Genomic DNA, 24,890 nt, shown 5'->3' with positions numbered 1-24,890 from the left:
CCGGAGAGAACCGTTGAACACGATGACGATCGCTCCTTCCTCGCCGTCGACAGCCGCGCTCAAGCGCGAACTGAAGGCCGCCGAGGCCCGCAAGCGCACGATGGCGCTGCTGCTGGTCGCGCCGCTCGCGATCTTCCTGCTGCTCATCTTCGTCGTGCCGATCGGCACGCTGCTCACGCGCGCGGTGCAGAACCCCGAGATCGCGACCGCGCTGCCGAAAACGGTCGCCGCGCTGTCGGGCTGGGACCGCAAGGCGCCGCCCGCCGACGCCGCGTACGTCGCGCTTGCGGCCGACATGACGAAGGTCGCCGACAGCGAGGCGATGGGCGCGCTCGCACGGCGCCTGAACACCGAGATTCCCGGCTACCGCTCGCTCGTCGCGAAGACGGCGCGTGCGATGCCGCTGAAGGGCGACAACGATGCGGTCACGGCGCTGACGCCCGCGCAAACGCGCGCGAAACTGCTCGACCTCGATGCGCGCTGGGGCGATGCCGCGTACTGGCAGGCGATCGCGAAGAACGGCAGCCAGGTGTCGCCGTTCTACCTGCTCGCCGCGCTCGACCACAAGGAGGACGGCTTCGGCCGGATCGTGCAGGCCGATCCCGACCAGTCGATCTATCTGTCGATCTTCGGCCGCACGTTCGTGATCGGCGTCGCGGTCACGCTGTTCGCGCTGCTGCTCGGCTATCCGCTCGCCTACTGGATCTCGACGCTGTCGGATCGGCGCGCGAACCTCGTGATGATTCTGGTGCTGATTCCGTTCTGGACGTCGGTGCTGGTGCGCGTGGCCGCGTGGATCGTGCTGCTGCAAAGCGAGGGGCTGATCAACACGGCGCTGATCGGCAGCGGGCTGATCTCGCATCCGCTGGCGCTGCTGTTCAATCGCGTCGGCGTGTACATCTCGATGACGCACATCCTGCTGCCGTTCATGATCCTGCCGCTCTACAGCGTGATGAAGTCGATCCCGCCGACCTACCAGCGCGCGGCCGTGTCGCTCGGCAGCCATCCGTTCGCGGCGTTCTGGCGCGTGTACGTGCCGCAGACCTATCCGGGCGTCGGCGCGGGCGCGCTGCTCGTGTTCATTCTCGCGATCGGCTACTACATCACGCCCGCGCTGCTCGGCGGGCCGAACGACCAGATGGTCAGCTACTACGTCGCGTACTTCACGAACGTGACGATCAACTGGGGCATGGCGTGCGCGCTGGGCGGGCTGCTGCTCGCGGCGACGCTGGTGCTGTATGCGGTGTACGGGCGCTTCACGCGCTCGAACGTGAGCCTCGGCTGAGCGCCGGGCACAGGGAAACGGGAAGGGGATGTCGACCATGAAGCTCGCCAGGCCGCTGTTCGCGCCGCACATGTCGTTCGTCGAACGCGCGTGGTATGTCGCGCTGCGCGTACTCGTCGTGCTGACGCTGCTGTACCTGATCCTGCCGGTGCTCGCGATCGTGCCGCTGTCGTTCTCGTCGAGCACGTTCCTCGTCTATCCGATCCCCGGCTTCTCGACGCGCTGGTACGAGAACCTGATCGCGTCCGACGAGTGGCGCATGGCCGCAAAGAACAGCTTCATCGTCGCGCCGTCGGCGACCGTCGTCGCGACCGTGCTCGGCACGCTCGCCGCGATCGGCCTCACGAAGGCGGACTTCCGCGGCAAGGGGCTGCTGATGGCCGTGCTGCTGTCGCCGATGATCGTGCCGGTCGTCGTGGTGGGCGTCGGCATGTACCTGTTCTTCGCGCCGCTCGGGCTCGCGAACACCTACACGGGGCTGATCGCCGCGCACGCGGCGCTCGGCGTGCCGTTCGTCGTGACGACGGTCGCCGCGACCCTGCAGGGCTTCAACCAGAACCTGGTGCGCGCGAGCCTGTCGCTCGGCGCGAATCCCGTCACGACGTTCTTTCGTGTGACGCTGCCGGTGATCGCACCGGGTGTGATGTCGGGCGCGCTGTTCGCATTCGCGACGTCGTTCGACGAAGTCGTCGTCACGCTGTTCCTCGCGGGCGCGGACCAGACGACGCTGCCGCGCCAGATGTTCACCGGCATTCGCGAGAACATCAGCCCGACGATCGCTGCGCTCGCGACGATCCTGATCATCTTCTCGACGAGCCTGCTGCTCGCGCTCGAATGGCTGCGCGGACGCAACGCGCGACGCGCGGTGTCGTAGCGCGATCGTTGCGTCCTCAACGATGCCGCGCACCCGGCGCGGCATCCCGAAGCTTTCGTTTCGCTGACTGACGGCGCGCTTGCCTGCAGGTTCGATGCGGCTCTGTAACAATACGGGTCGCGACGGTACGTGAACCGGTTTCACCGCATGGCATGCGCCGCCGCGCCGCTCAATTCCGCGACGCCGCGCGTCGCTCGTCAGCCGAGCCTCATCTTGTCCGAATTCGCTTCCCCCGCCGGCGCCCGGGAGCCGGCCGTCAACTGGCGCGCGATGTCCGCCGTGCTGCTGGCCGTCGCGCTCGCGACGCTCGACACCGCGATCGCGAACACCGCGCTGCCCGCGATCGCCGCCGACCTGCACGCGTCGCCGGCCGCATCCGTGTGGATCATCAACGCCTACCAGCTCGCGATGGTCGCGACGCTGCTGCCGTTCGCGTCGCTCGGCGACATCGTCGGTCACAAGCGCGTGTATGTCGCGGGCCTCGCGGTGTTTACGCTCGCGTCGCTCGGCTGCTCGCTCGCGTCGACGCTGCCGCAGCTGACGGCGGCGCGGATCGTGCAGGGCTTCGGCGCGAGCGCGATCATGAGCGTGAACGTCGCGCTGATCCGCAACCTGTTTCCCGCGCACCGGCTCGGGCGCGGCGTCGGCTTCAATGCGCTCGTCGTCGGCGTGTCGTTCGCGGTGGGGCCGACGATCGCGTCGTTGATCCTGTCGGTGGCCGCATGGCCGTGGCTGTTCGCGGTGAACGTGCCGCTCGGCGTGCTCGCGCTTGCCGTCGCGATTCCGTCGCTGCCGCAGTCGGCGCGCGGCAAGCATGTGTTCGATCCGCTCGCCGCGCTGTTCAACGTGATCACGTTCGCGTCGCTGATCTTCGCGCTCGGCGAATTCGCGCAGCGCGGGCCGCTGTCCGTCGTGTTCGCGGCGGCCGCGGTCGCGCTCACGTTCGGCTGGCTGCTGATCCGCCGCCAGGCCGGGCATCCGGCGCCGATGCTGCCGGTCGACCTGTTCCGCCGGCCGGTGTTCACGCTGTCCGCGCTGACGGCCGTCTGCGCGTTTGCCGCGCAGGGGCTTGCGTTCGTATCTCTGCCTTTCTACTTCGAAACCGTCCTGCATCGCAGCGCGGTGGAGACCGGCTTCCTGATGACGCCGTGGTCGGCGGTCGTTGCGCTCGCCGCGCCGATCGCGGGCCGGCTGTCCGACCGCTATCCGCCCGGCTTGCTCGGCGCGATCGGGCTCGCGCTGCTGAGCGCGGGGATGGTGGCGCTCGCCGCGCTACCGAGCGCGCCCAACGTCTTCGACATCGGCTGGCGGATGATGCTGTGCGGCGCGGGCTTCGGCTTCTTCCAGTCGCCGAACCTGAAGGCGCTGATGTCGAGCGCGCCGCCCGAGCGCAGCGGCGGCGCGAGCGGGATCATCGCGACAGCGCGGCTCATCGGGCAGGCGACCGGCGCGGCGCTCGTCGCGCTGTCGTTCGGCATCGCCGGACGCCACGGGCCGACGCTCGCGTTGATGCTCGGTGCGGGCTTTGCCGGCGCCGCGAGCGTCGCGAGCGGGTTGCGGCTCTTTGCGCCATCGCATCGGGCCGGCGCGCCGGTGCCGGTGAAGGAGCGGGCGACGGAGTAGCACACCGAAGCCTCCAAATGCTTTGGCCGGCGCGCGCCGAACCTCCGTCGCGCGCCGGCCTTCGCGTCACGCTCAGAAGCCGCCCGTCTGGATCAGCTTGTTGAGGTTCGCGATGTTCAGGCTGCCGAAGCCGGTCGTCAGATCCCGGCCGCTGCCTGCGCTGTAGCCATACCCCTGATAGCCGTTGTTGCCCGACACGACGTCATAGCGCACGAGCGACGGGTTCGACGGAATGTCCGCATAGAAGTTGCCGGCCGGGAAGCCCAGGCCCGTGCCGTTTGCCGCGAGCAGACGCGCCCAGAAGCCGGTGAAGATCGGCGCGGCGAGGCTCGTGCCGCCGATTTGCTGCAACTGGCCGTAGTTGTAGATGTATGCGCCCGTGCCTTGCGCGGCGTCGAACGATACATCGGGCAACTGACGGTTGCTGCCTGACTGCCACGACGGCGCCGGCAGGATCGAGCTGACGCCGCCGCCCGTGGCCCACAGCTTGCCGTTGCCGTCGAGCCCCTCGTTCCACACCGTCTCGTTCGAGAATGCGCCCGAAGACGTCGTGTACAGCGTCGTGCCGCCGATCGCGAGCACGTGCGGCGACGCGGCCGGCCACGACACCGTGTAGTTCCCGCCGTCCGGATAGCCGCGGTTGTTGCACTCGTACACGCCTTCGTCACCCGACGACACCGAGAACGTCTGCCCTTGCGCGGCGGCCGTCGTGAAGATCTGCTCTTCGGCGTCGAGCGTGCCGTCCGCGTTCGCGTCGGTCTCGCACCAGCCGAGCGACACGTTGATCACCTTCGCGGTGTTGTCCGACACCGCGCGGTTGAATGCCTGCGTGAGCCCCGTGTTGCCGGCGGCGTTCAGGTCCGCCATGTAGAACACGAGCTTGCCGACCTGGCCGCCGGCCGAGCCGACGATCGACTGGCTGTCGAGATCCCATTCGCCCTGGCCGTCCTGGTCGTCGCTGTAGCTGCCGCTCGTGCCGGTGCCGTTGGTCTTGACGGTCTGGGTCGTGACCGTGCCGTAACCGTTGCTCGACGTGAACTGCCTGAGGTCCTGCAGCGTCTGCGACACGCCGCCGATCGTGATGATGCCGACGGTCACGCCGGCCGCGGTCGGCACGCCGGTCGCGTTGTAGAGGCCCGGGAATTCCTTCGGATAGTGGCCGGTGGCCGTGCCGGCCGCGAGCGCCTGCGGCTTCGCGACGTTGCCGATGCGCAGCAGCGGCCGTGCGCGTGCGACGTTCTGCAGCCCGAGCACCGAGCCGACGACGTCGCCGAGCGCATGCGGCACCTGCGCGGTCGACGCGTTCGCGAAGCCGGAGCGGCCCGCGTACTCGAAATGCACGAGCGACGTGTTGAACGCGGTCTTCACCGTGCCGGCCGTGCCGTGCGCCGACACCAGCAGCCGGTTCGGCGCGACTTCGATGTTCACGAAGCCGCTCTTGCGCAGATAGTCGACGACCGACTTGACCTGGGCTTCGGTCGGCGCGTAGCCGGCGAGGAACTGTTCGTGCGTGAGGTACTGGCGGTAGTGCGCGTTGCCGGGCCGGTTCACGTCGTGCGCGAGTTGCTTGAGCTGCGCGGCGTTGCGCAGCTTCAGGCTGACGACGATGTCCGTCGTCTCGCCGGCCGCGAGTTCGAGCGACGGCGCCGCGCTGCGCGCCGTCAACTGCGGGCCGGTCAGAAAGGCTTTCGTATGGGTATCGACCCAATCCGTCGCCGCATGGGCCGCGGCGGCGGCGAACACGAGCGGGACCGCGCACGCGAGGTGGCGGGGCGACGGAAGGGGCAGCGCAAACCAGGTGTTCCTTTTCATCGGGAGTCCTTTTGAGGAGAGACGACGTTGCTGGAACCCGCGGCCCTTGTGGGGCCGCGAGCGGTCACGAGCGTAGGGCGTCGGTGCCGTTCGGGTAGCTGCCAGTTTCCATAGCTGTCAGATCTGACATCGGCTTGCTCGCACGCTTGCGCCACGTCGTTCGTGCAGGCGGCCGCAGCCCCGATGAAGGGAACCGGTTCGCGGCGCGCCAGCGCGACGGTCGACGACGTTTGAACGCACGCGTCGTTCGTTGCGGTACCGGAATGCGCGCGATTGCGGAGCGCATCGCCGCGCGAGCGCATCGGCCGTGATCGGGCCTGCACGCGTCGTGCGTCGCACTATGTGGTCAAGTGCTGCCGCGGCACCCGCGCGACGACGTGCCGATGCACGGATTCACGAAAACGGGGCCGGTCGATCGCGCGCCTTTCCCGAACTGTGGAACAGCGCGTTGCCGAGTCTTGCAGCGTGCTTTCGGTTCTCGAGCCGGGTGTGCCGATTAGAGGAAGGGCTCGAATTCATGTGGCGACGCGCGCTCTTAGTCCGTCGCGCGCCGGTACGCCGCTGTTCGGCTCGCCGCGACGAACACCCACGCGAACGGATCGCACGACGCCCTCCGCGAAATTCCTCCTTGACGCGCACCATTGCGCGGCTATCCTTCAATCCATAACCATCGAGTTATTGATTGAAACATGCAAAACACTCACGACATGCTGTTCAGGACGCTTGCCGATCCGACACGCCGCGCGCTCTTCGAGCGGCTGTGCGAGGAGGGCGAGCTGACGGTGGCCGCGCTGACGGCCCATGCAGGCGTGTCGCAGCCGGCGGTATCGAAGCATCTGGGTGTACTGAAGCAGGCCGGGCTCGTCAGCGACCGTCACGCGGGCCGGCAGACGCACTACAGCGCGCAGCCGCAGGCGCTGACTCCGTTGATCGACTGGACCAGCCAGATGGCAGGCTTCTGGCAGAACCGGTTCGACGCTCTCGAAGATCTGCTCAACAGGATGGATCAATGAACCAGCCCACTTCCGAAACACGCACCGTCGTCGTCGAACGGGAACTGTCGCATTCGCCGGAGAAGATCTGGCGTGCGCTCACGCAACCGCACCTGATCGAGGCGTGGCTGATGAAGAGCGATTTCGAGCCCGTCGCGGGCCGCGCGTTCAGCTTTCACGCGGACTGGGGTTCGGTCGACTGCACGTTGCTGACGATCGAACCGGAGCGCGTGCTGTCCTACACGTGGGCCGCGTATGGCCTGGAAAGCGTCGTCACATGGACGCTCACGCCGACGCCGGGCGGCACGCTGTTGCGCATGGAGCAGGCCGGCTTCCGCGCCGATCAGGAACAGGCATACCGCGGTGCGCAGCAAGGCTGGGTGCGGTTCTTCGACTCGCTCGAACAGGTGCTCGCGCGTGCCGATGAAGACGGGGAGGGCCGGGCATGAGCGCATCCGACCCGGGTCTCCCGCCGTCCGCCCGTATCGACGCGCTGATCGCGGGCATCGCCGACTGGCGCGGCAAGACGTTCGCCGAGGTGCGCGAGACGATCCTCGCCGTCGACGACGGCATCGTCGAGGAATGGAAATGGATGGGCAGCCCCGTGTGGGAATGCGACGGGATGATCGCGGTCGCGAACGCGCACAAGGGCAAGGTGAAGCTGACCTTCATGCACGGCGCGCACCTGCCCGATCCCGACGGGCTGTTCAATGGGGGCCTCGACGGCAATGCGCGCCGCTCGATCGATTGGCTCGAAGGCGACAAGCTCGACAAGCGGGGGCTGAAGCGCCTCGTTCGCGCGGCGATCGACTACAACCGCGCGCACCTGAAGAAGAACGCGCGCACCGGCGCCGGCGCGAAGGCGCGAGCCGACAAGGCCGCCTGACGCACCGGCGCACCGGGCGCACGGCCCGGCCGCCGCCTTCCCGCCGCCGATCGGCAGGCGAAAAAAAGCCCGACACGAGGTCGGGCATTCAAATCGGCCGCAACCGCCGCGAGGCGGCTGCGGCACCTGCAAAAGCAGGACGCTTACGCTGCCAGCAGCGAGCGCAGCACGAACGGCAGGATACCGCCGTGCTTGTAGTAGTCGACTTCGATCGGCGTATCGATGCGCAGCAGCACCGGCACGCGCTGCGTTTCGCCGTTCTTGCGGTGAATCACGAGCGTGACGTCCTGCTGCGGCTTGAAGTCGTCGCCGAGACCTTCGATGTCGTAGGTCTCTTCGCCGGTGATGCCGAGCGACTGGACGCTGTCCGCACCCTTGAACTGCAGCGGCAGCACGCCCATGCCGACCAGGTTCGAGCGGTGGATGCGCTCGAAGCTGCGTGCGATCACGGCCTTCACGCCGAGCAGTTGCGTGCCCTTCGCGGCCCAGTCGCGCGACGAGCCCGTGCCGTACTCTTCGCCCGCGAACACGACGGTCGGCGTGTCGGCGTCGACGTAGCGCATCGCGGCGTCGTAGATCGACAGCTGGTCGCCGCTCGGCTGGTGGATCGTCAGGCCGCCTTCGACGCGCGAGCCGTCTGCCTTCACCGGGATCATCAGGTTCTTGATCCGGACGTTCGCGAACGTGCCGCGCATCATCACGTCGTGGTTGCCGCGGCGCGAGCCGTAGCTGTTGAAGTCGGCCTTCTGCACGCCGTTCTCCTTCAGCCACTTGCCTGCCGGCGAGTCTTCCTTGATCGAGCCTGCCGGGCTGATGTGGTCGGTCGTGACCGAGTCACCGAAGATGCCCAGTGCGCGTGCACCCTTGACCGTCGGGATCGAATCGGCCGGCTCCATCGAGAAGTCGTTGCCGAAGAACGGCGGCTCCGCGATGTAGGTCGACTTCGGCCAGTCGTAGACCTGGCCCGTTTCGCCCTCGATCTTGCTCCACAGGTCGCCCTTCTTGGTCAGCTTCGAGTAGTTGTCCTCGAACTTCTTCGGGTCGAGCGCGAACTTGAGCAGCGCGTGGATTTCCTCGCTCGTCGGCCAGATGTCGCCGAGGTAGATGTCGTAACCGTCCTTGCCCTTGCCGACCGGCTCGGTCATCAGGTCGCGCGTGATGTTGCCGGCGATCGCGTAGGCGACGACGAGCGGCGGCGACGCGAGGAAGTTCGCGCGGATGTTCGGGTGGATACGCGCTTCGAAGTTACGGTTGCCCGACAGCACGGCCGCCGCGACGATGTCGTTCTTCGTGATCGCTTCGTTCAGCTCCGGCGTCAGGTCGCCCGCGTTGCCGATACAGGTCGTGCAGCCATAGGCCGCGACTTCGAAGCCGAGCTTCGACAGGTAGGGCAGCAGGCCCGTCTTCGTCAGGTACTCGGTGACGATGCGCGATCCCGGCGCGAGCGAGGTCTTGATCTTCGGATCGACCGTGAGGCCGGCCTCGACCGCCTTCTTCGCGAGCAGGCCGGCAGCCAGCAGCACGCTCGGGTTCGACGTGTTCGTGCACGACGTGATCGCTGCGATCAGCACGTCGCCGTTCTTCACGTCGACGCCGTTGCTCGTCGTGTACTGCGTGTTCAGTTCTTCCGCCTTCTTCGCGAAGCCGTTTTCCGCGACCGGCTTCGAGAACAGGTCGGTGAACGTCGACTTGACGTTGCCGATCTCGATGCGGTCCTGCGGGCGCTTCGGGCCTGCGAGCGACGGGGCGACCGTCGCGAGGTCGAGCGTCACCGTCTTCGTGTAGTCGATGTCGCCGGCCTGCGGAATGCCGAACAGGTTCTGGGCCTTGAAGTAGTTCTCGAACGCGGCGATTTCCGCTTTCGTGCGGCCCGTGCCTTCGAAGTAGTCGATGGTCTTTTCGTCGACCGGGAAGAAGCCCATCGTCGCGCCGTATTCCGGCGCCATGTTGCCGATCGTCGCGCGGTCCGGCAGCGACAGCGACTTCGTGCCTTCGCCGAAGAACTCGACGAACTTGCCGACGACCTTCTCCTTGCGCAGCATTTCGGTGATCGTCAGCACCAGGTCGGTGGCCGTCACGCCTTCGCGCAGCTTGCCCTTCAGCTCGACGCCGACGACGTCCGGCGTCAGGAAGTACACCGGCTGGCCGAGCATGCCGGCTTCGGCCTCGATGCCGCCCACGCCCCAGCCGACCACGCCGATGCCGTTGATCATCGTCGTGTGGCTGTCCGTGCCGACGAGGGTGTCCGGGTAGTACACGGTGTCGCCGCCGTTCGCCTTCTTGTGGACGCCGCGCGCGAGATACTCGAGGTTCACCTGGTGGACGATGCCGACGCCCGGCGGCACGACCTTGAACGTGTCGAACGCCTGCATGCCCCACTTCATGAACTGGTAGCGTTCGTTGTTGCGCTGGAATTCCAGCTTCATGTTCAGGTCGAGCGCGTCCTTCTGGCGGAAATAGTCGATCTGGACCGAGTGGTCGACGACGAGATCGACCGGCACCAGCGGCTCGATCTTCTTCGGGTTCTTGCCCGAACGCTCGGCGACGCCGCGCATGGCCGCGATGTCGGCGAGCAGCGGGACGCCCGTGAAGTCCTGCAGCACGACGCGCGACACCACGAACGGAATCTCGTCGACGCGCTTCGCGGTCGGCTTCCAGTTCGCCAGCTGCTCGATGTGCTCCTCGGTGATCTTCTTGCCGTCGTAGTTGCGCAGCACGGACTCGAGCACGATACGGATCGACACCGGCAGGCGCTCGATCTTCGTCTTCAGTTCCTTGCCGAGCTGCGGCAGCGAGTAGAACTTGCCTTTGCCGGAACCGCTGTCGAATTCCTTGAGGGTCTTGTGGAGATTGTGGGCCATGGTGATTTTCCTGGGTTTAAGGCTAGGAAACAAAGAGTCCTGCGGCTATATCACATACAAGTCGACGTATTCATCGACCGGCATTGCTTCGAGCTTTGCCTGGTCCAGCGACACGTCGAGAATCGCTTGTTGCTGCTTGGCCGGAAAGCGGCGGGCGAGGTTGGTCCTGAACTTCTCGACCAGCAGCGGGATGCCTTCCGCGCGGCGGCGCCGGTGGCCGAGCGGGTATTCGATCGCCGCTTCGGCAAGCTTCGACCCGTCCGCGAATTCGATCGTCAGCGCATTCGCGATCGATCGCTTGGCCGGGTCATGGTAATCCTTCGTGAATTGTGGATCCTCGACGCACACGGTTTTCGCGCGCAGCGCGTCGATGCGCGGATCGGCGGCGACCGCGTCTTCGTAATCGGCCGCGGTCAGCCGGCCGAACAGCAGCGGCACGGCGACCATGTACTGGATGCAGTGATCGCGATCGGCCGGATTGGCGAGCGGGCCCTGCTTGTCGATGATGCGCAGCGCGGCCGCGTGCGTGCGGATCGTGATCCGGCGGATGTCGTCGGTCGTGCGGCCCGTCGCGGCGAGCTGGGCGTGCAACTGCAGCGCGGCTTCGGCGGCCGTCTGCGCGTGGAATTCGGCCGGGAACGCGATCTTGAACAGCACGTTCTCCATCACGTACGTGCCGTACGGGCGCTGGAAGCGGAACGGCTGCCCGTCGAACAGCACGTCGTAGAAGCCCCACGTTTTTGCGGTGAGCGCCGACGGGTAGCCCATTTCACCCGTTTTCGCGATCAGCGCGAGGCGCACCGCGCGGGACGTCGCGTCGCCGGCCGCCCATGACTTGCGCGAACCGGTGTTCGGCGCGTGGCGGTAGGTGCGCAGCGCTTGACCGTCGACGAATGCGTTGGACACCGCGTTGATCAGCTCGTCGCGCGTGAGCCCGAGCAGGCGGCCCACGACGGCCGTCGACGCGACCTTCACGAGCAGCACGTGGTCGAGCCCGACGGCGTTGAAAGAATTCTCGAGGGCGAGGCAGCCCTGGATCTCGTGGGCCTGGATCATCGCGACGAGCACGTCGCGCATCGCAAGCGGCTTCCTGCCGGCCGCGACGGCCGTGCGGGACAGCCAGTCGGCCGTCGCCAGGATCCCGCCGAGATTGTCGGACGGATGACCCCATTCGGCGGCGAGCCAGGTGTCGTTGAAGTCCAGCCAGCGGATCATCGCGCCGATGTCGAACGCGGCCTGGACGGGATCGAGCTGGAAGGACGTGCCGGGCACCTTCGCGCCGTTCGGCACGATCGTGCCGGGCACGACGGGGCCGAGCAGCTTGGTGCAGGCGGGATAGGACAGCGCCTCGAGTCCGCATCCGAGCGTGTCGATCAGGCAATGACGCGCCGTCTCCAGCGCGAGCGCGCTGTCGATGCCGGTGTTCAGCACGTAGTCGACGATATCGACGAGTACCGTATCCGGAGCAGGGCGGACGTTGGAGACCGGGGCGGACATCGAGGGGCCGGGGAGGAACGCGCTTAGTTCGTTGCCGGCTTCAGCTCGTTCGACTGCGTCGGTGCCGCGGTGCCTTGCGCCATTTCCGGCGTCACGCATTCGTCCGCGAGGCGCTCGCCGCCGTTTGCGTCGGAGAACAGCATCGCCTTGGTCGGGATCACGACCAGCTTCAGGCCGGCTGCCGGATCGTAGAACGTGTCGGCGCCCGTCGTCGTGGCTTCGCGCGGCAGCTTGTAGTTCCGCTTCGCCCAGTGAACCGTGACGAGCTGGTCGCGCTTCATGTCGCCGGCGAGGTCGAACGACAGACCTTCCTTACAGGACCACTTGACCGCGCCTTCCGGCACCGTATCGACCTTGGCAGCCGCGCGCGCCTGAGCCTTCTTGCTGCGCGGGATGATGCGCTTGGCCGGCGCCGGGCGCTTGGCCGTCTTCTTCGCGGTCGTCGCCGTACCCTGGGCGAACGCGCTCGGAGCCGACACCAGCATCGTGGCGGACAACGCGCCGATGGCGGTAGCGATCAGGAGTTTCTTCATGGAGTCAGAACCTTTCGATTATCAGTTGACAAGGGCCGGCAATCGAAACCGCCGGCCGGTTTGAAACTGCACGCGCCCCGGAAGCGCGCAGCGGCCGCTATTTTCACCTATTTGGCCGCGCAAATTTCAGGTTTTCGGGCTCCGTTACGTTTTTTGTCGTTTCGCAAACCTGTGTCGGGTTCACGCCCCGGCGATTCGATGAAATTCGTGTGTCGGCGCGCGCTCACCGCGCGTCTCCGGCGGCCGGGCCGAACAGCGGCGCGGCCTCGGCCGGCACCGGCTGGCCGGTCGCCCGCGCGCGGCGCAGTACCGACCAGTAATAGCGGTAGCTCGCGCGGTCGTGCAGCGTATCGCCGTGGCGCGTCGGGCCCCAGTCGGCAGCCTGCGCGGCCAGCAGGATCTCGGCGGCCAGTGCGACTTCATCGGTGCGCGGCGCGAATGCGTCGACGATCGGGCGGATCTGCGCGGGATGGATGCTCCACATCCGCGTGAATGCGAATTCGTCGCGTGCGCGGAGGGCGTCGCCGGCGACGACTGCCATGTCGCGCACCTCGGTTGTGACATTGTGTGACGGTGTCTTGCCGTGCGCGTGGCAGGCCGCGGCGATTTCCAGCTTCGCGCGGCGCACGAGCGGGTGATCGAACTGGCCGGGCGAGCGCATCGCCGCATCGGGAATCGCGCCGTGATGCGCGGACACGAAGTCCATCAGCCCGAAGCTCAGCGTGCCGACCAGCGGCAGCGCGGCGAGGGCGGCCGCCTGCGCGAGCGCGCCGTGCGTCTCGACCAGCACGTCGACGGGAATCGGCTGCGCGAGGCCGAGCTCGCGGCGCGTGCCTTCGATGAACGCGACCATCTCGGCCGCGTCGGCGGCGCTCGCGATCTTCGGCAGCGTGACGTAGGCCGGTGCGCGCGCGGCGCGCAGCACGATGCGCACGTCGTCGCGCCAATGGGGATGGGAAAAGTCGTGGATGCGGACGCCGACCCGCCCGAAGCGGTTCTCGGCGCTGCCGAGGAGCTCGGCGACGAGCTGCGCGTGCGCGGCTTCCTGGCCGACGGCCGCGCCGTCCTCGCAGTCGAGCGTGATGTCGAACACGGGGCCGAGTTCGGCCTGGAGCGCGAGCGACTTGCGCATCAGCTTCTCGCTGCCCGCGTAGTGATCGCAGCAGGGCAGGATCGCGGGCGGCGACGCCCCGTCGTACAGCACTTGTGCAGGAGTGAGCGCGGACATCTCTTCTACGTCAAGAAAGCGGGCAACGTGGAGAAAATCGGATTCGGGCACGTTCTGGGCCGGCGCGCGGGGCGCGTGAGCGGCAAAACGTGCGCGGATCGGATCGGGCGGCGGGGCCGGCTGCCGGCCCGCCGCCCGTGCCGTGACCGGCCCGCCCGGAGGCGGCCCGGCCATCATGCAGCCTGCTTAGTTCTTCAGCAGGTGGGCGACGCCGTCGCGCTCTTCGAGCAGCTCGGCCAGCGTGCCGTCCATCTTCTCGCGCGAGAACGCGTCGATTTCCAGGCCTTCGACACGCTTGTACTCGCCGTTTTCGCACACGACCGGCACGCCGTAGATGATGTCTTCGGGGATGCCGTACGAGCCGTCCGACGGGATGCCCATCGTGACCCACTTGCCGTTCGTGCCGAGGACCCAGTCACGCACGTGGTCGATCGCCGCGTTCGCTGCCGACGCGGCCGACGACAGGCCGCGCGCTTCGATGATCGCCGCGCCGCGCTTGCCGACGGTCGGGATGAACGTGTCGCGGTTCCACACGTCGTCGTTGATCAGCTTCAGCAGCGACTCGCCTTCGGCGGTCGCGAAGCGGAAGTCGGGGTACATCGTCGGCGAGTGGTTGCCCCACACGGCGAGCTTCTCGATCGATGCGACCGGCTTGCCCGACTTCGCGGCGAGCTGCGACAGCGCGCGGTTGTGGTCGAGGCGCAGCATGGCGGTGAAGTTCTTCTTCGGCAGGTCCGGCGCCGACTTCATGGCGATGTACGCGTTGGTGTTCGCCGGGTTGCCGACGACCAGCACCTTCACGTCGCGGCTCGCGACTTCGTTCAGCGCGGCGCCCTGGACCGTGAAGATCTCGGCGTTCGCCGACAGCAGGTCCTTGCGCTCCATGCCCTTCGAGCGCGGACGTGCGCCGACCAGCAGCGCGACGTCTGCATCCTTGAATGCAACCTTCGGATCGTCGGTGATCACGACGCCCGCAAGCAGCGGGAACGCGCAATCGTCGAGCTCCATCACGACGCCTTTGACGGCGGCTTGGGCTTGCGGGAGGTCGAGCAGTTGCAGGATGACCGGCTGGTCCTTGCCGAGCAGGTCGCCGTTCGCGATGCGGAACAGCAGGGAATATGCGATTTGACCTGCGGCGCCGGTGACGGCAACGCGCTTTGCGGGCTTAGCCATTGAAAATCTCCAGGACGGGTGAAGCGTTGGACGCTAGGCAAAACGCCATTCTATGCGCGTTACGCGTAGCGTTGCATTGAAGCAGGGCGGAGGACTCGCGAATGGCACACGCGGTGAACCTGGAGACGGCCGTGGCACGTAGCCGGGGACGCATTTTGCACCCGCGAACCCTTGCTCGCCCCGGAGTGTAGGAGCCGGCTGGCCCAAAGTCAAACGGTATCATATGTCTTATATAAGACAGATGTTTTGCGGAATTTGAGTGGACGAAAAAGCGCGGTTTGTGATGAAATGCGCGCCATGACATCGAACCAGGCGAACAACGCGAATCCAACCGGCGCAGGCGGCCCAGGGCAGCCGGGCGCGGGCGATTCCGCGCCGGCGCCTGCCGCTTCGCCGTCCCCGACCTTCAGCCCGTTATACCAGCAGATCAAGTCATTGATCACTCAGAGCCTCGAATCCGGTGAATGGAAGCCGGGCGAGATCATCCCGAGCGAAGTGGAGCTCGCGGCCCGCTACAAGGTCAGCCAAGGCACCGTTCGCAAGGCGATCGACGAACTGGCCGCCGAAAACCTCGTGGTCCGGCGGCAGGGCAAGGGGACGTTTGTTGCGACGCACAACGAGGATCGCGCGCAGTTCCGCTTCCTGCGGCTGCTGGCCGACGACGGTGCCGAGCATCCGCACGTGAGCCGGCTGCTCGAGTGCCGGCGCCTGCGCGCGCCGGCCGAGATCGCGCGGCAGCTCGACCTGAAGCCGGCCGACCCGGTCGTGCAGGTGCGGCGCCTGCTGGAGTTCGATAGCGAAGTGACGGTGCTCGACGAGATCTGGCTCCCCGGCACGATGTTCCGCGGGCTCACGTTCGAGCGGTTGAGCGAGTACAAGGGGCCGCTCTACGCGATGTTCGAGACGGAGTTCGGCACGCGGATGATCCGCGCGACGGAGAAGATCCGCGCGGTCGCGGCGGAGCCGGCGGTGGCCGACCTGCTGCACGTGCCGGCGGGTTTTCCGTTGCTGTCGGTCGAGCGCGTGTCCTACACATACGGTGACCGGCCGGTGGAAGTGCGGCGCGGCTGGTATGTCACAACCGGGTACTACTATCAGAATGACTTGAGTTGACGGTGTTCGGCTCGGGCCGGGTGCATTCGCGTTCCCCATGCACGCGAAGCACGTTTTGGGCCGCCTTTGTTCGTGTTCGCGCAACTATCCAGAGCAGACTTTCGCTGCAGCGCGATATAAAAAGGCGCTAAAATCGCGGATTAGTGTGACAACATAGTAGGGGTCTAGCATGACTGACGCAGTAAGAAAGCCGAGGCCGGAATACCGGAACATCGGAATCGGCGACATCACGTTGAAATACCGCATGCCTCTGGCTGCGATATTGTCGATTCTCCACCGAGTCAGCGGCGCGCTGCTGTTCCTGTTCCTGCCGTTCCTGCTGTTCCTCTTCGACCAGAGCCTCACCTCCGAGCTCAGCTTCGAAGTCTTCAAGGCTTTCCTCTCCAACATCGTCGTCAAGCTGATCGTCCTCGCGCTGTCGTGGGCGTTCCTCCACCATTTCTGCGCCGGCATTCGCCACCTGCTGATGGACGTCAACCACGACGCCGTCTCGAAGGAAGGCGGCAAGCGGACGGCCGTCGTCGTCTTTGTCGTCTCGATCGCGCTGACGATCGCCATGGCACTCAAACTGTTCGGAGCATTCTAAGAAAATGGCAGCCAATAACCGAATCGGCTCGAAGCGCCTCGTCGTCGGCGCTCACTACGGCCTGCGCGACTGGCTCGCGCAGCGCGTCACCGCCACGATCATGGCAGTCTACACGGTCATTCTGCTCGCGCTGTTCTTCGGCGCGCATGATTTCTCGTACGAAGGCTGGGCGTCGATCTTCTCCGCGCAATGGATGAAGCTCGCGACCTTCGTGATGCTGCTTTCCCTCTTCTACCACGCATGGGTTGGCGTGCGCGACATCTGGATGGACTACGTGAAGCCCGTCGGTGTGCGCCTGCTGCTGCAATCGCTGACCATCGTCTGGCTGCTCGCATGTGCGGGCTACGCCGCGCAGATTCTCTGGAGAGTGTAAAGAATGGCTGCAATCAAAACTTCCCTGCCGCGCCGCAAGTTCGACGTGGTGATCGTCGGCGCGGGCGGCTCGGGCTTGCGCGCAGCGCTGCAACTGTCGCGCGCGGGCCTGTCGGTCGGCGTGCTGTCGAAGGTGTTCCCGACCCGTTCGCACACGGTGGCCGCACAGGGCGGCATCGGCGCGTCGCTCGGCAACATGAGCGAAGACAACTGGCACTTCCACTTCTACGACACGATCAAGGGTTCCGACTGGCTCGGCGACCAGGACGCGATCGAGTTCATGTGCCGCGAAGCACCGAACGTCGTGTACGAGCTGGAACACTTCGGCATGCCGTTCGACCGTAACGCGGACGGCACGATCTACCAGCGTCCGTTCGGCGGCCACACCGCGAACTACGGCGAGAAGCCGGTCCAGCGCGCTTGCGCGGCCGCCGACCGTACCGGTCACGCGCTGCTGCACACGCTGTACCAGCAGAACGTCGAAGCGAAGACGCAGTTCTTCGTCGAATGGATGGCGCTCGACCTGATCCGCGATGCGGACGGCGACGTGCTCGGCGTGACGGCCCTCGAGATGGAGACGGGCGACGTCTACATCATGGAAGGCAAGACGACGCTGTTCGCGACGGGCGGCGCAGGCCGGATCTTCGCGGCGTCCACCAACGCGTTCATCAACACCGGCGACGGCCTCGGCATGGCCGCGCGTTCGGGCATCGCGCTGCAGGACATGGAGTTCTGGCAGTTCCACCCGACCGGCGTGGCCGGCGCGGGCGTGCTGATCACCGAAGGCGTGCGCGGCGAAGGCGGTATCCTGCGCAACGCGAACGGCGAGCGCTTCATGGAACGCTACGCACCGACGCTGAAGGATCTGGCGCCGCGTGACTTCGTGTCGCGTTCGATGGACCAGGAAATCAAGGAAGGCCGCGGCGTCGGTCCGAACAAGGACCACGTGCTGCTTGACCTGTCGCACATCGGCGCCGAGACGATCATGAAGCGTCTGCCGTCGATCCGCGAAATCGCGCTGAAGTTCGCGAACGTCGACGCGATCAAGGAACCGATCCCGGTCGTCCCGACGATCCACTACCAGATGGGCGGCATCCCGACCAACATCCATGGTCAGGTCGTCGGCACGTCGCGCGATCACAAGGAACCGGTCAACGGCTTCTACGCAGTGGGCGAATGCTCGTGCGTGTCCGTGCACGGCGCGAACCGCCTCGGCACGAACTCGCTGCTGGACCTCGTGGTGTTCGGCCGTGCGGCCGGCAACCACATCGTCGAGCACGTGAAGAACCAGAAGGAACACAAGCCGCTGCCGGCCGATGCAGGCGAGTTCTCGCTGGCGCGTCTGAACAAGCTCGACAAGTCGTCGTCGGGCGAATACACGCAGGACGTCGCGAACGACATCCGCGCGACGATGCAGAAGCATGCAGGCGTGTTCCGCACGTCGGCGCTGCTGAAGGAAGGCGTCGAGCAGATGGCCGGCCTCGCGGCACGCGTGGAAAGCATCCATCTGAAGGACAAGTCGAAAGTGTTCAACACCGCGCGCGTCGAAGCGCTCGAGCTGGAGAACCTGATCGAAGTGGCGCGTGCGACGATGGTGTCGGCGGAAGCGCGCAAGGAAAGCCGTGGCGCACACGCGCACAGCGACTACGAACACCGCGACGACGACAACTGGCTGCGCCACACGCTGTGGTACAGCGAAGGCGATCGCCTCGACTACAAGCCGGTTCAAATGAAGCCGCTGACGGTCGAATCCGTGCCGCCGAAGCCGCGCACGTTCTAAGCCGAGTCAAAGGAATCCGAAATGGCAAAACGCATTTTTGAAGTCTACCGCTACGATCCGGACAAGGACGCGGCGCCGCGCATGCAGACGTACGAGCTCGAGATCCAGCATGAGCGCATGCTGCTCGACGCACTGGTCAAGCTGAAGGCAGTGGACGAGACGCTGTCGTTCCGCCGTTCGTGCCGTGAAGGCGTGTGCGGTTCGGACGCGATGAACATCAACGGCAAGAACGGTCTCGCGTGCCTGACGAACCTGAACGACCTGCCGCAGAAGATCGTGCTGCGCCCGCTGCCGGGCCTGCCCGTCGTGCGCGACCTGATCGTCGACATGACGCACTTCTTCAACCAGTATCACTCGATCAAGCCGTACCTGATCAACGACGCGCCGCCGCCGGAGAAGGAACGCCTCCAGTCGCCGGAAGAGCGCGACGAGCTCGACGGCGTGTACGAGTGCATTCTGTGCGCGAGCTGCTCGACGTCGTGCCCGAGCTTCTGGTGGAACCCGGACAAGTTCGTCGGCCCGGCCGGCCTGCTGCAGGCTTACCGCTTCATCGCGGATAGTCGCGACACGGCCACCGGCGAGCGTCTCGACAACCTGGAAGACCCGTACCGTCTGTTCCGTTGCCACACGATCATGAACTGCGTCGACGTTTGCCCGAAGGGCCTCAACCCGACGAAGGCGATCGGCAAGATCAAGGAACTGATGGTTCGCCGCGCGGTTTAAAGTTTGATGAGCGACGATTCGCATCAATCCGACCCGCACCGTCGCGCGCGCCTTCGCTGGCGCGCGCGGCGGGGTCTGCTGGAAAACGACATCATCTTCGAGCGTTTCTTCAGCAGATACGAGCATGACCTCACCGATGCAGACGTAGGCGCGTTGTCGCGCCTGCTCGATCTGAGCGACAACGACCTGATGGACTTGCTCCTCGCGCGCAAGGAACCAGAGGGCGACCTAGACAGCCCGGAAATTCACAGGCTGTTGGAGATGCTGCGCAACGTGTAACGCCAAGGTGTAGCGCGTTGTGCCCGTTATCGAATCCCGTTTCTTTATTTCGATTGAGGATGTGCCATGACTCCGTCTGATGTTAAAGCCACGCTATCGTTCAGCGACAACTCGCCGAGCGTCGAAATGCCGATCTACAAGGGGACGATGGGCCCGGACGTAATCGACATCCGCAAGCTGTACGGCCAGACCGGCAAGTTCACTTACGACCCGGGCTTCATGTCGACGGCAGCTTGTAATTCGGCGATCACGTACATCGACGGCGACAAGGGCGAACTGCTGTACCGCGGCTACCCGATCGACAACCTCGCGCAGAACGCCGACTTCCTTGAGACCTGCTACCTGCTGCTGAAGGGCGAGCTGCCGAACGCCGCGCAAAAGAAGGAATTCGTCGATACCGTCACGAAGCACACGATGGTGCACGAGCAGATGCACTTCTTCTTCCGTGGCTTCCGTCGCGACGCGCACCCGATGGCGGTGCTGGTGGCGGCCGTCGGCGCGCTGTCGGCGTTCTACCACGACTCGCTCGACATCAACGATCCGCGTCACCGTGAAGTATCGGCGATCCGCATGATCGCGAAGCTGCCGACGCTCGTCGCGATGGCGTACAAGTTCAGCATCGGCCAGCCGTTCGTTTATCCGAAGAACGAACTGTCGTACAGCGCGAACTTCATGCACATGATGTTCTCGAACCCGTGCGAAGAGTACAAGGTCAACGACGTGCTCGTGCGCGCACTCGACCGTATCCTGATCCTGCACGCCGATCACGAACAGAACGCATCGACGTCGACGGTCCGCCTGGCCGGCTCGTCGGGCGCGAACCCGTTCGCGTGTATCGCTGCCGGTATCGCATGTCTGTGGGGCCCGGCGCACGGTGGTGCGAACGAAGCCGCGCTGAACATGCTCGAGCAGATCGGTTCGCCGGACAACATCCCCGAATTCATCAAGCAGGTGAAGGACAAGAATTCGGGCGTGAAGCTGATGGGCTTCGGCCACCGCGTGTACAAGAACTACGACCCGCGTGCGAAGCTGATGCGCGAGACGTGCTACGAAGTGCTGAACGAACTGGGCCTGCACGACGACCCGCTGTTCAAGCTCGCGATGCAGCTCGAGAAGATCGCGCTGGAAGACGAATACTTCGTGTCGCGCAAGCTGTACCCGAACGTCGACTTCTACTCGGGCATCGTTCAGCGCGCGCTGGGCATCCCGACGTCGATGTTCACGTGTATCTTCGCGATGGCACGTACGGTCGGCTGGATCGCACAGTGGAACGAAATGATTGCGGATCCGGAGCAGAAGATCGGCCGTCCGCGTCAGCTGTTCATCGGCGACGCGCCGCGCGAAGCGAAGCCGATCAACGCACGTTAAGTCGTGCGCGGCGCGAACGGCCGTCAGGCCGCTCGCGTCCGGCAATCGCAACGCCCCGACACCCCGGTGGGTCATCCCACCGGGGTGTTTTCATTTGCGCGGCCGGCGTTGGCCATGGCCAGGCCCGGTCCCGCGTTCCAGCGACGGCGGCCGCGTGTCGAGCGGCGGCGCGTCGGCGTCGGGCGCGTGGCCGTGCTGCGCGAAGAACTGCCGGTAAGCGCCGGGTGTCATCCCGCGCGCGGCGAGGAACTGGCGGTTGAAGTTCGCGGCGTTCGGAATGCCGCAGCGTGCGGCCACCGTCGCGATCGGCCAGTCGGTGCCGACCAGGTGGCGGCACGCATGCGCAAGTCGCAGCCGCTGCACGTAGCGGCCGACGCTTTCGCCGAGGTGCCGCACGAACAGCCGCTGCAGCGTGCGCTCGGACATGTGTGCGACCGCGGCCAGCGCGTCGATGCGCAGTGGCTCGTGGAAGTGCCGGTCGATCGCATCGAGCACGCGATCGAGGCGCTCGGCTTCGGGCGCGGCCGAGTCGGCCGATGACGTCGCTGCGTCGGCCCGCTCGTAGGCCTGCGCGGTGGCGAGCGGCTCGCCGCCGGCTTCCGCGAGGTCGGCGAGCGTGTCGAGCGCGGCCGCGAGGCGTACGCGCGGCGACGGGTCGAGCAGCCGCGGCAGTCGCTCGCGCATCGCGCGGGCCGTCGCGGCGTCGAAAGCGAGGCCGGGCGCCGCGCGCCGCAGCAGCGAGCGCAGCGGCGCGTACTCGGGACAGCAGTCGGCCACGCGCCGCGCCCAGTCGCCGTCGAACCAGACGACGAGCGCGACTTCCGGCGCGTCGCGATCGATGCGCGCGTTCGACGACCACGTATGCGGCAGGTTGGGCGGCACGAGCACCAGGTCGTCGTCCGTGTAGCGGGCGACGTGATCGCCGACGAAGCGTCGGCCGCGGCTGTTCAGTGTCAGCGTCAGTTCGTACTCGGGATGACGATGCCATTCGAACGGAATGCGCGCGAGCTGGCGGTGGTACACGCGGATCGAACAGCCGGGGGCGAACGCCACATGCTCGTACTGCGGTTTCATCGCGACCTCCCGTCGAGCGCGGCACCGCGCCGTGGCATGATCGTGATCGATCTTCACGACGGAGCGATGCCATGTTTTCACATGTTTGCGTGGGCGTGCGCGATACCGCGCGCGCGTACGACTTCTACGCGCCGCTGTTCGCGGAACTCGGCCTGCGTCTCAAATTCAGCGAACCGGACGGCTGGTCGGGCTGGATGCCGGCCGACGTCGACCGGCCGCTGTTCTTCTTCGGCCGGCCGCTCGACGGCCGCGCGCCGGAACCGGGCAATGGCCATACGATCGCGTTCGACGCGCAAACGCGGGCGCAGGTCGACCGCTGCCATGCGCTTGCGCTGCAGCACGGCGGCACCTGCGAAGGGCAGCCGGGCCTGCGGCCGCACTATCACCGCGACTACTACGGCGCGTATTTCCGCGATCCGGACGGCAACAAGCTGTGTGTGGTCAGCCATCGTCCCGAGTAGCGCGCCGGTTGTCAGGATTGTATCGATTGTTGGCTGGATAGTGTCGATCGCAACCGTGCGTCGGCCGTACGCTGAGCACTCGTCACGACACGATTCCACGAGGAGACAGCGATGCACCTGACGATCGACGATTTGCCGGCCGCGATCCGCGCGGCGAAAAGGGCGCTGCGCGCCGACCTGCCCGGATACGCGGCCACGTTCCGCGAGCTGGAGGGCGATATCGCGCGGCAGGTCGACGCGATCCGCCGTGCGCACGCGCACGGCCATGACGTGATTCCGGTGCTGCGGTTCGCGGATATCGCGAACGGCACCGTCGATCCGCAGGCGATCGCCGCGATCCGCACGCACGGTGCGGCGGTGATTCGCGGCGTGTTCGACGCGGCGCAGGCGCGTGACTGGAATGACGAGATCGGCGCCTACCTGGAGGCGAATCGCTTCGCCGAGCGGCTGGAGGCGCGTGCCGAGGATCGCTACTTCGGCAACCTCGCGTCGGGCAAGCCGCAAATCTACGGCGTCTACTGGTCGAAGCCGCAGGTGGCCGCGCGCCAGTCGCCGGCGCTCACGCAGGCACGTGTGTTCATGAACCGCCTGTGGCGGCATGCGGACGGCCAGCGCACGCACTTCGATCCCGACCGGGTGCCGGCCTACGCGGACCGGATCCGCCGCCGGCCGCCGGGCTCCACGTCGCTCGGGCTGTCGCCGCATGTCGACGGCGGCTCGGTCGAACGCTGGCTCGGCGCGAATTTCCGGCAGGTCTATCGCCACGTACTGCGCGGCCAGTGGCGCGATTACGATCCGTTCGACGCCGCGTTTCGTCCCGATGTGGAGGAGATTCCGTCGCCGGCCGTATGTTCGATGTTCCGCACGTTCCAGGGCTGGACCGCGCTGACGCCGCAGGGGCCCGGCGACGGCACGCTGCAGCTGATTCCGGTGGCGAACGCGATGGCGTACGTCGTGCTGCGCGCGCTGCAGGACGACGTCGCCGACGACGACCTGTGCGGCGCGCGTCCGGGCCGCGCGCTGTCGATCCTGCCCGAATGGCATGCGTTGCTGCTCGACGCGCTGGTGCCGATTCCGCACATGGAGCCGGGCGATGCGGTGTTCTGGCACGGCGACGTCGTGCACGCGGTCGAGGATGCGCATCGCGGCAGCGGCGACAGCAACGTGATGTACATCGCGGCCGCGCCCGGCTGCGCGAAGAACGACGCGTACCTGCAGCGCCAGCGGCTCGCGTTCCTGCGCGGCGACAGCCCGCCGGATTTCCCGGCCGATCATTTCGAGGTCGAATTCGACGGCCGGGGCGGCGAGGGCGACCTTACGGCGCTTGGCCGTGCGCAAATGGGGTTCGGGCCGCTCGCTGCATGACGGATGCGGCAGCAACATCGGCCGCCGCGGCCGCTCCGGCACGTGAAATCGGTCGACCGCGCCGCTTCCGCCGACCGTCTGCCGAATCCGCTGCGTTCCGCGTTCAATTCGACGCGATCGGCTGCGGGCGTGCCCGAAATCGACGCGAATTGCGCAAATTGGCTTCCGATAATGGTCCGGACACAACGCAGCCGCCCCGTGCACCGCACGGGGGCAGCGTGACCATGGAGGAGTCGATGCAATTCACGCAAGCGATCGTTCGCCGTCCCGCGCCGTCCTGTGGCGCGGGTCTTACCACCGCCACGCTCGGCGCGCCCGACTACGACAAGACGCTCACGCAATTCCACGCATACTGCGACGCGCTCCGCGGGCTCGGCGTCGAGCTGACCGAGCTGCCGCCGCTCGACGCATTCCCCGATGCGCATTTCGTCGAGGACGTCGCGGTCGTGACGCCCGAATTCGCGGTGATCACGCGTCCCGGCGCGCCTGCGCGGCGCGGCGAGACGGTGCACATCGAAGCCGCGCTCGGCGCGCATCGCGACCTGCTGCCGATGCAGACAGGCCGTCTCGACGGCGGCGACGTGATGCTGGTCGGCAAGCGCTTCTACATCGGCCTCACGGGCCGCACCGACGCCGAAGGCATCGCCGCGTTCGAATCGCTGGTGTCGCGCTTCGGCTATTCGGTCGTCGCGGTACCCGTCGCCGCGGGCCTGCATCTGAAGTCGGTCGTCAACGCGCTCGGCGACGACACGCTGCTCGTGACCGAGGCGCTGGCCGCGCATCCGGCGTTCGCCGACTATCGCCGGATCGCGATCTCGGCCGCCGACGAATACGCGGGCAACACGCTGCGCGTGAACGGCACGCTGATCACGCCGGCCGGCTATCCGCGCGTGCACGACGCGATCGGCTCGCTCGGGCTGCCGCTGCACGTGATCGACACGAGCGAGTTCCGCAAGATGGACGGCGGCCTGACCTGCCTGTCGCTGCGGTTCTAGCCGATTGGCG

The 24,890-nt window shown here is 66.5% G+C and carries 23 protein-coding genes; 16 read left to right on the top strand and 7 right to left on the bottom strand.

The genetic code is table 11. The features are described from left to right. Positions 1-22 precede the first annotated feature (22 nt). The 3 genes from ABIC50_RS07040 (at position 23) to ABIC50_RS07030 (ending at position 3,782) form a co-directional block, all read left to right on the top strand. The gene (locus ABIC50_RS07040; RefSeq protein WP_175663305.1) at positions 23-1,285 is read left to right on the top strand and encodes an ABC transporter permease; all 1,263 of its coding nucleotides are present in this window, start codon (positions 23-25) and stop codon (positions 1,283-1,285) included. A 37-nt stretch (positions 1,286-1,322) separates the two neighbouring features. Further along, complete coding sequence (locus ABIC50_RS07035; RefSeq protein WP_040141016.1) at positions 1,323-2,159, top strand: ABC transporter permease; 837 nt, start codon at positions 1,323-1,325, stop codon at positions 2,157-2,159. Positions 2,160-2,372: 213 nt separating this feature from the next. Further along, positions 2,373-3,782 (top strand): MFS transporter, encoded by a 1,410-nt coding sequence (locus ABIC50_RS07030; protein ID WP_175702184.1) that lies wholly within the window; start codon positions 2,373-2,375, stop codon positions 3,780-3,782. A gap of 72 nt (positions 3,783-3,854) precedes the next feature. Here ABIC50_RS07030 and ABIC50_RS07025 read toward each other — a convergent pair whose 3' ends face one another. Continuing rightward, the gene (locus ABIC50_RS07025; protein WP_354162615.1) at positions 3,855-5,594 is read right to left on the bottom strand and encodes a S53 family peptidase; all 1,740 of its coding nucleotides are present in this window, start codon (positions 5,592-5,594) and stop codon (positions 3,855-3,857) included. A 689-nt stretch (positions 5,595-6,283) separates the two neighbouring features. Between ABIC50_RS07025 and ABIC50_RS07020 the strand changes: the two genes are divergently transcribed. From ABIC50_RS07020 to ABIC50_RS07010, 3 genes are read left to right on the top strand one after another with little or no spacing between them, the layout of a single operon-like run. Next, the gene (locus tag ABIC50_RS07020; protein WP_105831397.1) at positions 6,284-6,607 is read left to right on the top strand and encodes an ArsR/SmtB family transcription factor; all 324 of its coding nucleotides are present in this window, start codon (positions 6,284-6,286) and stop codon (positions 6,605-6,607) included. Then, positions 6,604-7,035: an SRPBCC family protein gene (locus ABIC50_RS07015; RefSeq protein WP_354162612.1), complete on the top strand. Its 432-nt coding sequence runs from the start codon at positions 6,604-6,606 to the stop codon at positions 7,033-7,035. Before ABIC50_RS07020 ends, ABIC50_RS07015 begins: the two co-directional genes overlap by 4 nt. Beyond that, entirely contained in the window at positions 7,032-7,472 is a 441-nt protein-coding gene (locus ABIC50_RS07010) for a DUF1801 domain-containing protein (protein ID WP_175663122.1), read from the top strand. Before ABIC50_RS07015 ends, ABIC50_RS07010 begins: the two co-directional genes overlap by 4 nt. Positions 7,473-7,615: 143 nt before the next feature. Here the strand turns inward: ABIC50_RS07010 and acnA are convergent, their stop codons facing one another. The 5 genes from acnA to ABIC50_RS06985 form a co-directional block, all read right to left on the bottom strand. Beyond that, positions 7,616-10,333 carry an aconitate hydratase AcnA gene (acnA, locus tag ABIC50_RS07005; protein WP_175659551.1) on the bottom strand — a complete coding sequence of 906 codons (2,718 nt, stop codon included), beginning with the start codon at positions 10,331-10,333 and terminating at the stop codon, positions 7,616-7,618. A gap of 45 nt (positions 10,334-10,378) precedes the next feature. Next, positions 10,379-11,830 (bottom strand): bifunctional 2-methylcitrate dehydratase/aconitate hydratase, encoded by a 1,452-nt coding sequence (locus ABIC50_RS07000; protein WP_354162609.1) that lies wholly within the window; start codon positions 11,828-11,830, stop codon positions 10,379-10,381. Positions 11,831-11,853: 23 nt separating this feature from the next. Beyond that, entirely contained in the window at positions 11,854-12,363 is a 510-nt protein-coding gene (locus ABIC50_RS06995; protein ID WP_175667925.1) for a hypothetical protein, read from the bottom strand. Positions 12,364-12,586: 223 nt separating this feature from the next. Further along, positions 12,587-13,591 carry an HpcH/HpaI aldolase/citrate lyase family protein gene (locus ABIC50_RS06990; RefSeq protein ID WP_175663119.1) on the bottom strand — a complete coding sequence of 335 codons (1,005 nt, stop codon included), beginning with the start codon at positions 13,589-13,591 and terminating at the stop codon, positions 12,587-12,589. Between the two features lie 186 nt (positions 13,592-13,777). Then, the gene (locus tag ABIC50_RS06985; RefSeq protein ID WP_006754984.1) at positions 13,778-14,764 is read right to left on the bottom strand and encodes a malate dehydrogenase; all 987 of its coding nucleotides are present in this window, start codon (positions 14,762-14,764) and stop codon (positions 13,778-13,780) included. Between the two features lie 288 nt (positions 14,765-15,052). On the opposite strand from ABIC50_RS06985, the gene ABIC50_RS06980 reads away from it, so the two are divergent. The 7 genes from ABIC50_RS06980 (at position 15,053) to gltA (ending at position 20,985) form a co-directional block, all read left to right on the top strand. Further along, complete coding sequence (locus ABIC50_RS06980) at positions 15,053-15,877, top strand: GntR family transcriptional regulator (RefSeq protein ID WP_011658350.1); 825 nt, start codon at positions 15,053-15,055, stop codon at positions 15,875-15,877. Between the two features lie 169 nt (positions 15,878-16,046). After that, entirely contained in the window at positions 16,047-16,463 is a 417-nt protein-coding gene (sdhC, locus tag ABIC50_RS06975; protein ID WP_012365678.1) for a succinate dehydrogenase, cytochrome b556 subunit, read from the top strand. Positions 16,464-16,467: 4 nt separating this feature from the next. Continuing rightward, a complete protein-coding gene (gene sdhD, locus ABIC50_RS06970) occupies positions 16,468-16,836 on the top strand; it encodes a succinate dehydrogenase, hydrophobic membrane anchor protein (protein ID WP_175655080.1) in 369 nt (122 codons plus the stop codon). A gap of 3 nt (positions 16,837-16,839) precedes the next feature. Beyond that, the gene (gene sdhA, locus ABIC50_RS06965) at positions 16,840-18,615 is read left to right on the top strand and encodes a succinate dehydrogenase flavoprotein subunit (RefSeq protein WP_006754980.1); all 1,776 of its coding nucleotides are present in this window, start codon (positions 16,840-16,842) and stop codon (positions 18,613-18,615) included. A 21-nt stretch (positions 18,616-18,636) separates the two neighbouring features. Further along, positions 18,637-19,338 (top strand): succinate dehydrogenase iron-sulfur subunit, encoded by a 702-nt coding sequence (locus tag ABIC50_RS06960; RefSeq protein WP_011658352.1) that lies wholly within the window; start codon positions 18,637-18,639, stop codon positions 19,336-19,338. Positions 19,339-19,344: 6 nt separating this feature from the next. Next, a complete protein-coding gene (locus ABIC50_RS06955) occupies positions 19,345-19,617 on the top strand; it encodes an FAD assembly factor SdhE (protein WP_011658353.1) in 273 nt (90 codons plus the stop codon). Between the two features lie 66 nt (positions 19,618-19,683). Next, positions 19,684-20,985: a citrate synthase gene (gene gltA, locus ABIC50_RS06950; RefSeq protein WP_011658354.1), complete on the top strand. Its 1,302-nt coding sequence runs from the start codon at positions 19,684-19,686 to the stop codon at positions 20,983-20,985. A 90-nt stretch (positions 20,986-21,075) separates the two neighbouring features. Here gltA and ABIC50_RS06945 read toward each other — a convergent pair whose 3' ends face one another. Beyond that, positions 21,076-22,059 (bottom strand): helix-turn-helix domain-containing protein, encoded by a 984-nt coding sequence (locus tag ABIC50_RS06945; protein WP_354162606.1) that lies wholly within the window; start codon positions 22,057-22,059, stop codon positions 21,076-21,078. A gap of 71 nt (positions 22,060-22,130) precedes the next feature. On the opposite strand from ABIC50_RS06945, the gene ABIC50_RS06940 reads away from it, so the two are divergent. The 3 genes from ABIC50_RS06940 (at position 22,131) to ABIC50_RS06930 (ending at position 24,880) form a co-directional block, all read left to right on the top strand. Next, the gene (locus tag ABIC50_RS06940) at positions 22,131-22,520 is read left to right on the top strand and encodes a VOC family protein (protein ID WP_354162604.1); all 390 of its coding nucleotides are present in this window, start codon (positions 22,131-22,133) and stop codon (positions 22,518-22,520) included. Positions 22,521-22,631: 111 nt separating this feature from the next. Then, positions 22,632-23,885, top strand: coding sequence for a DUF1479 domain-containing protein (locus tag ABIC50_RS06935; RefSeq protein ID WP_354162601.1), 1,254 nt, complete (start codon positions 22,632-22,634; stop codon positions 23,883-23,885). A 236-nt stretch (positions 23,886-24,121) separates the two neighbouring features. Further along, positions 24,122-24,880, top strand: coding sequence for a dimethylarginine dimethylaminohydrolase family protein (locus ABIC50_RS06930; protein ID WP_354162598.1), 759 nt, complete (start codon positions 24,122-24,124; stop codon positions 24,878-24,880). Positions 24,881-24,890: the final 10 nt, after the last annotated feature.

Source organism: Burkholderia sp. 567 (assembly GCF_040545115.1).
Classification (GTDB): Bacteria; Pseudomonadota; Gammaproteobacteria; order Burkholderiales; family Burkholderiaceae; genus Burkholderia; species Burkholderia ambifaria.
The sequence above is the reverse complement of the archived record's forward strand: the minus strand, read 5'-3'. Positions and strand labels throughout refer to the sequence as shown.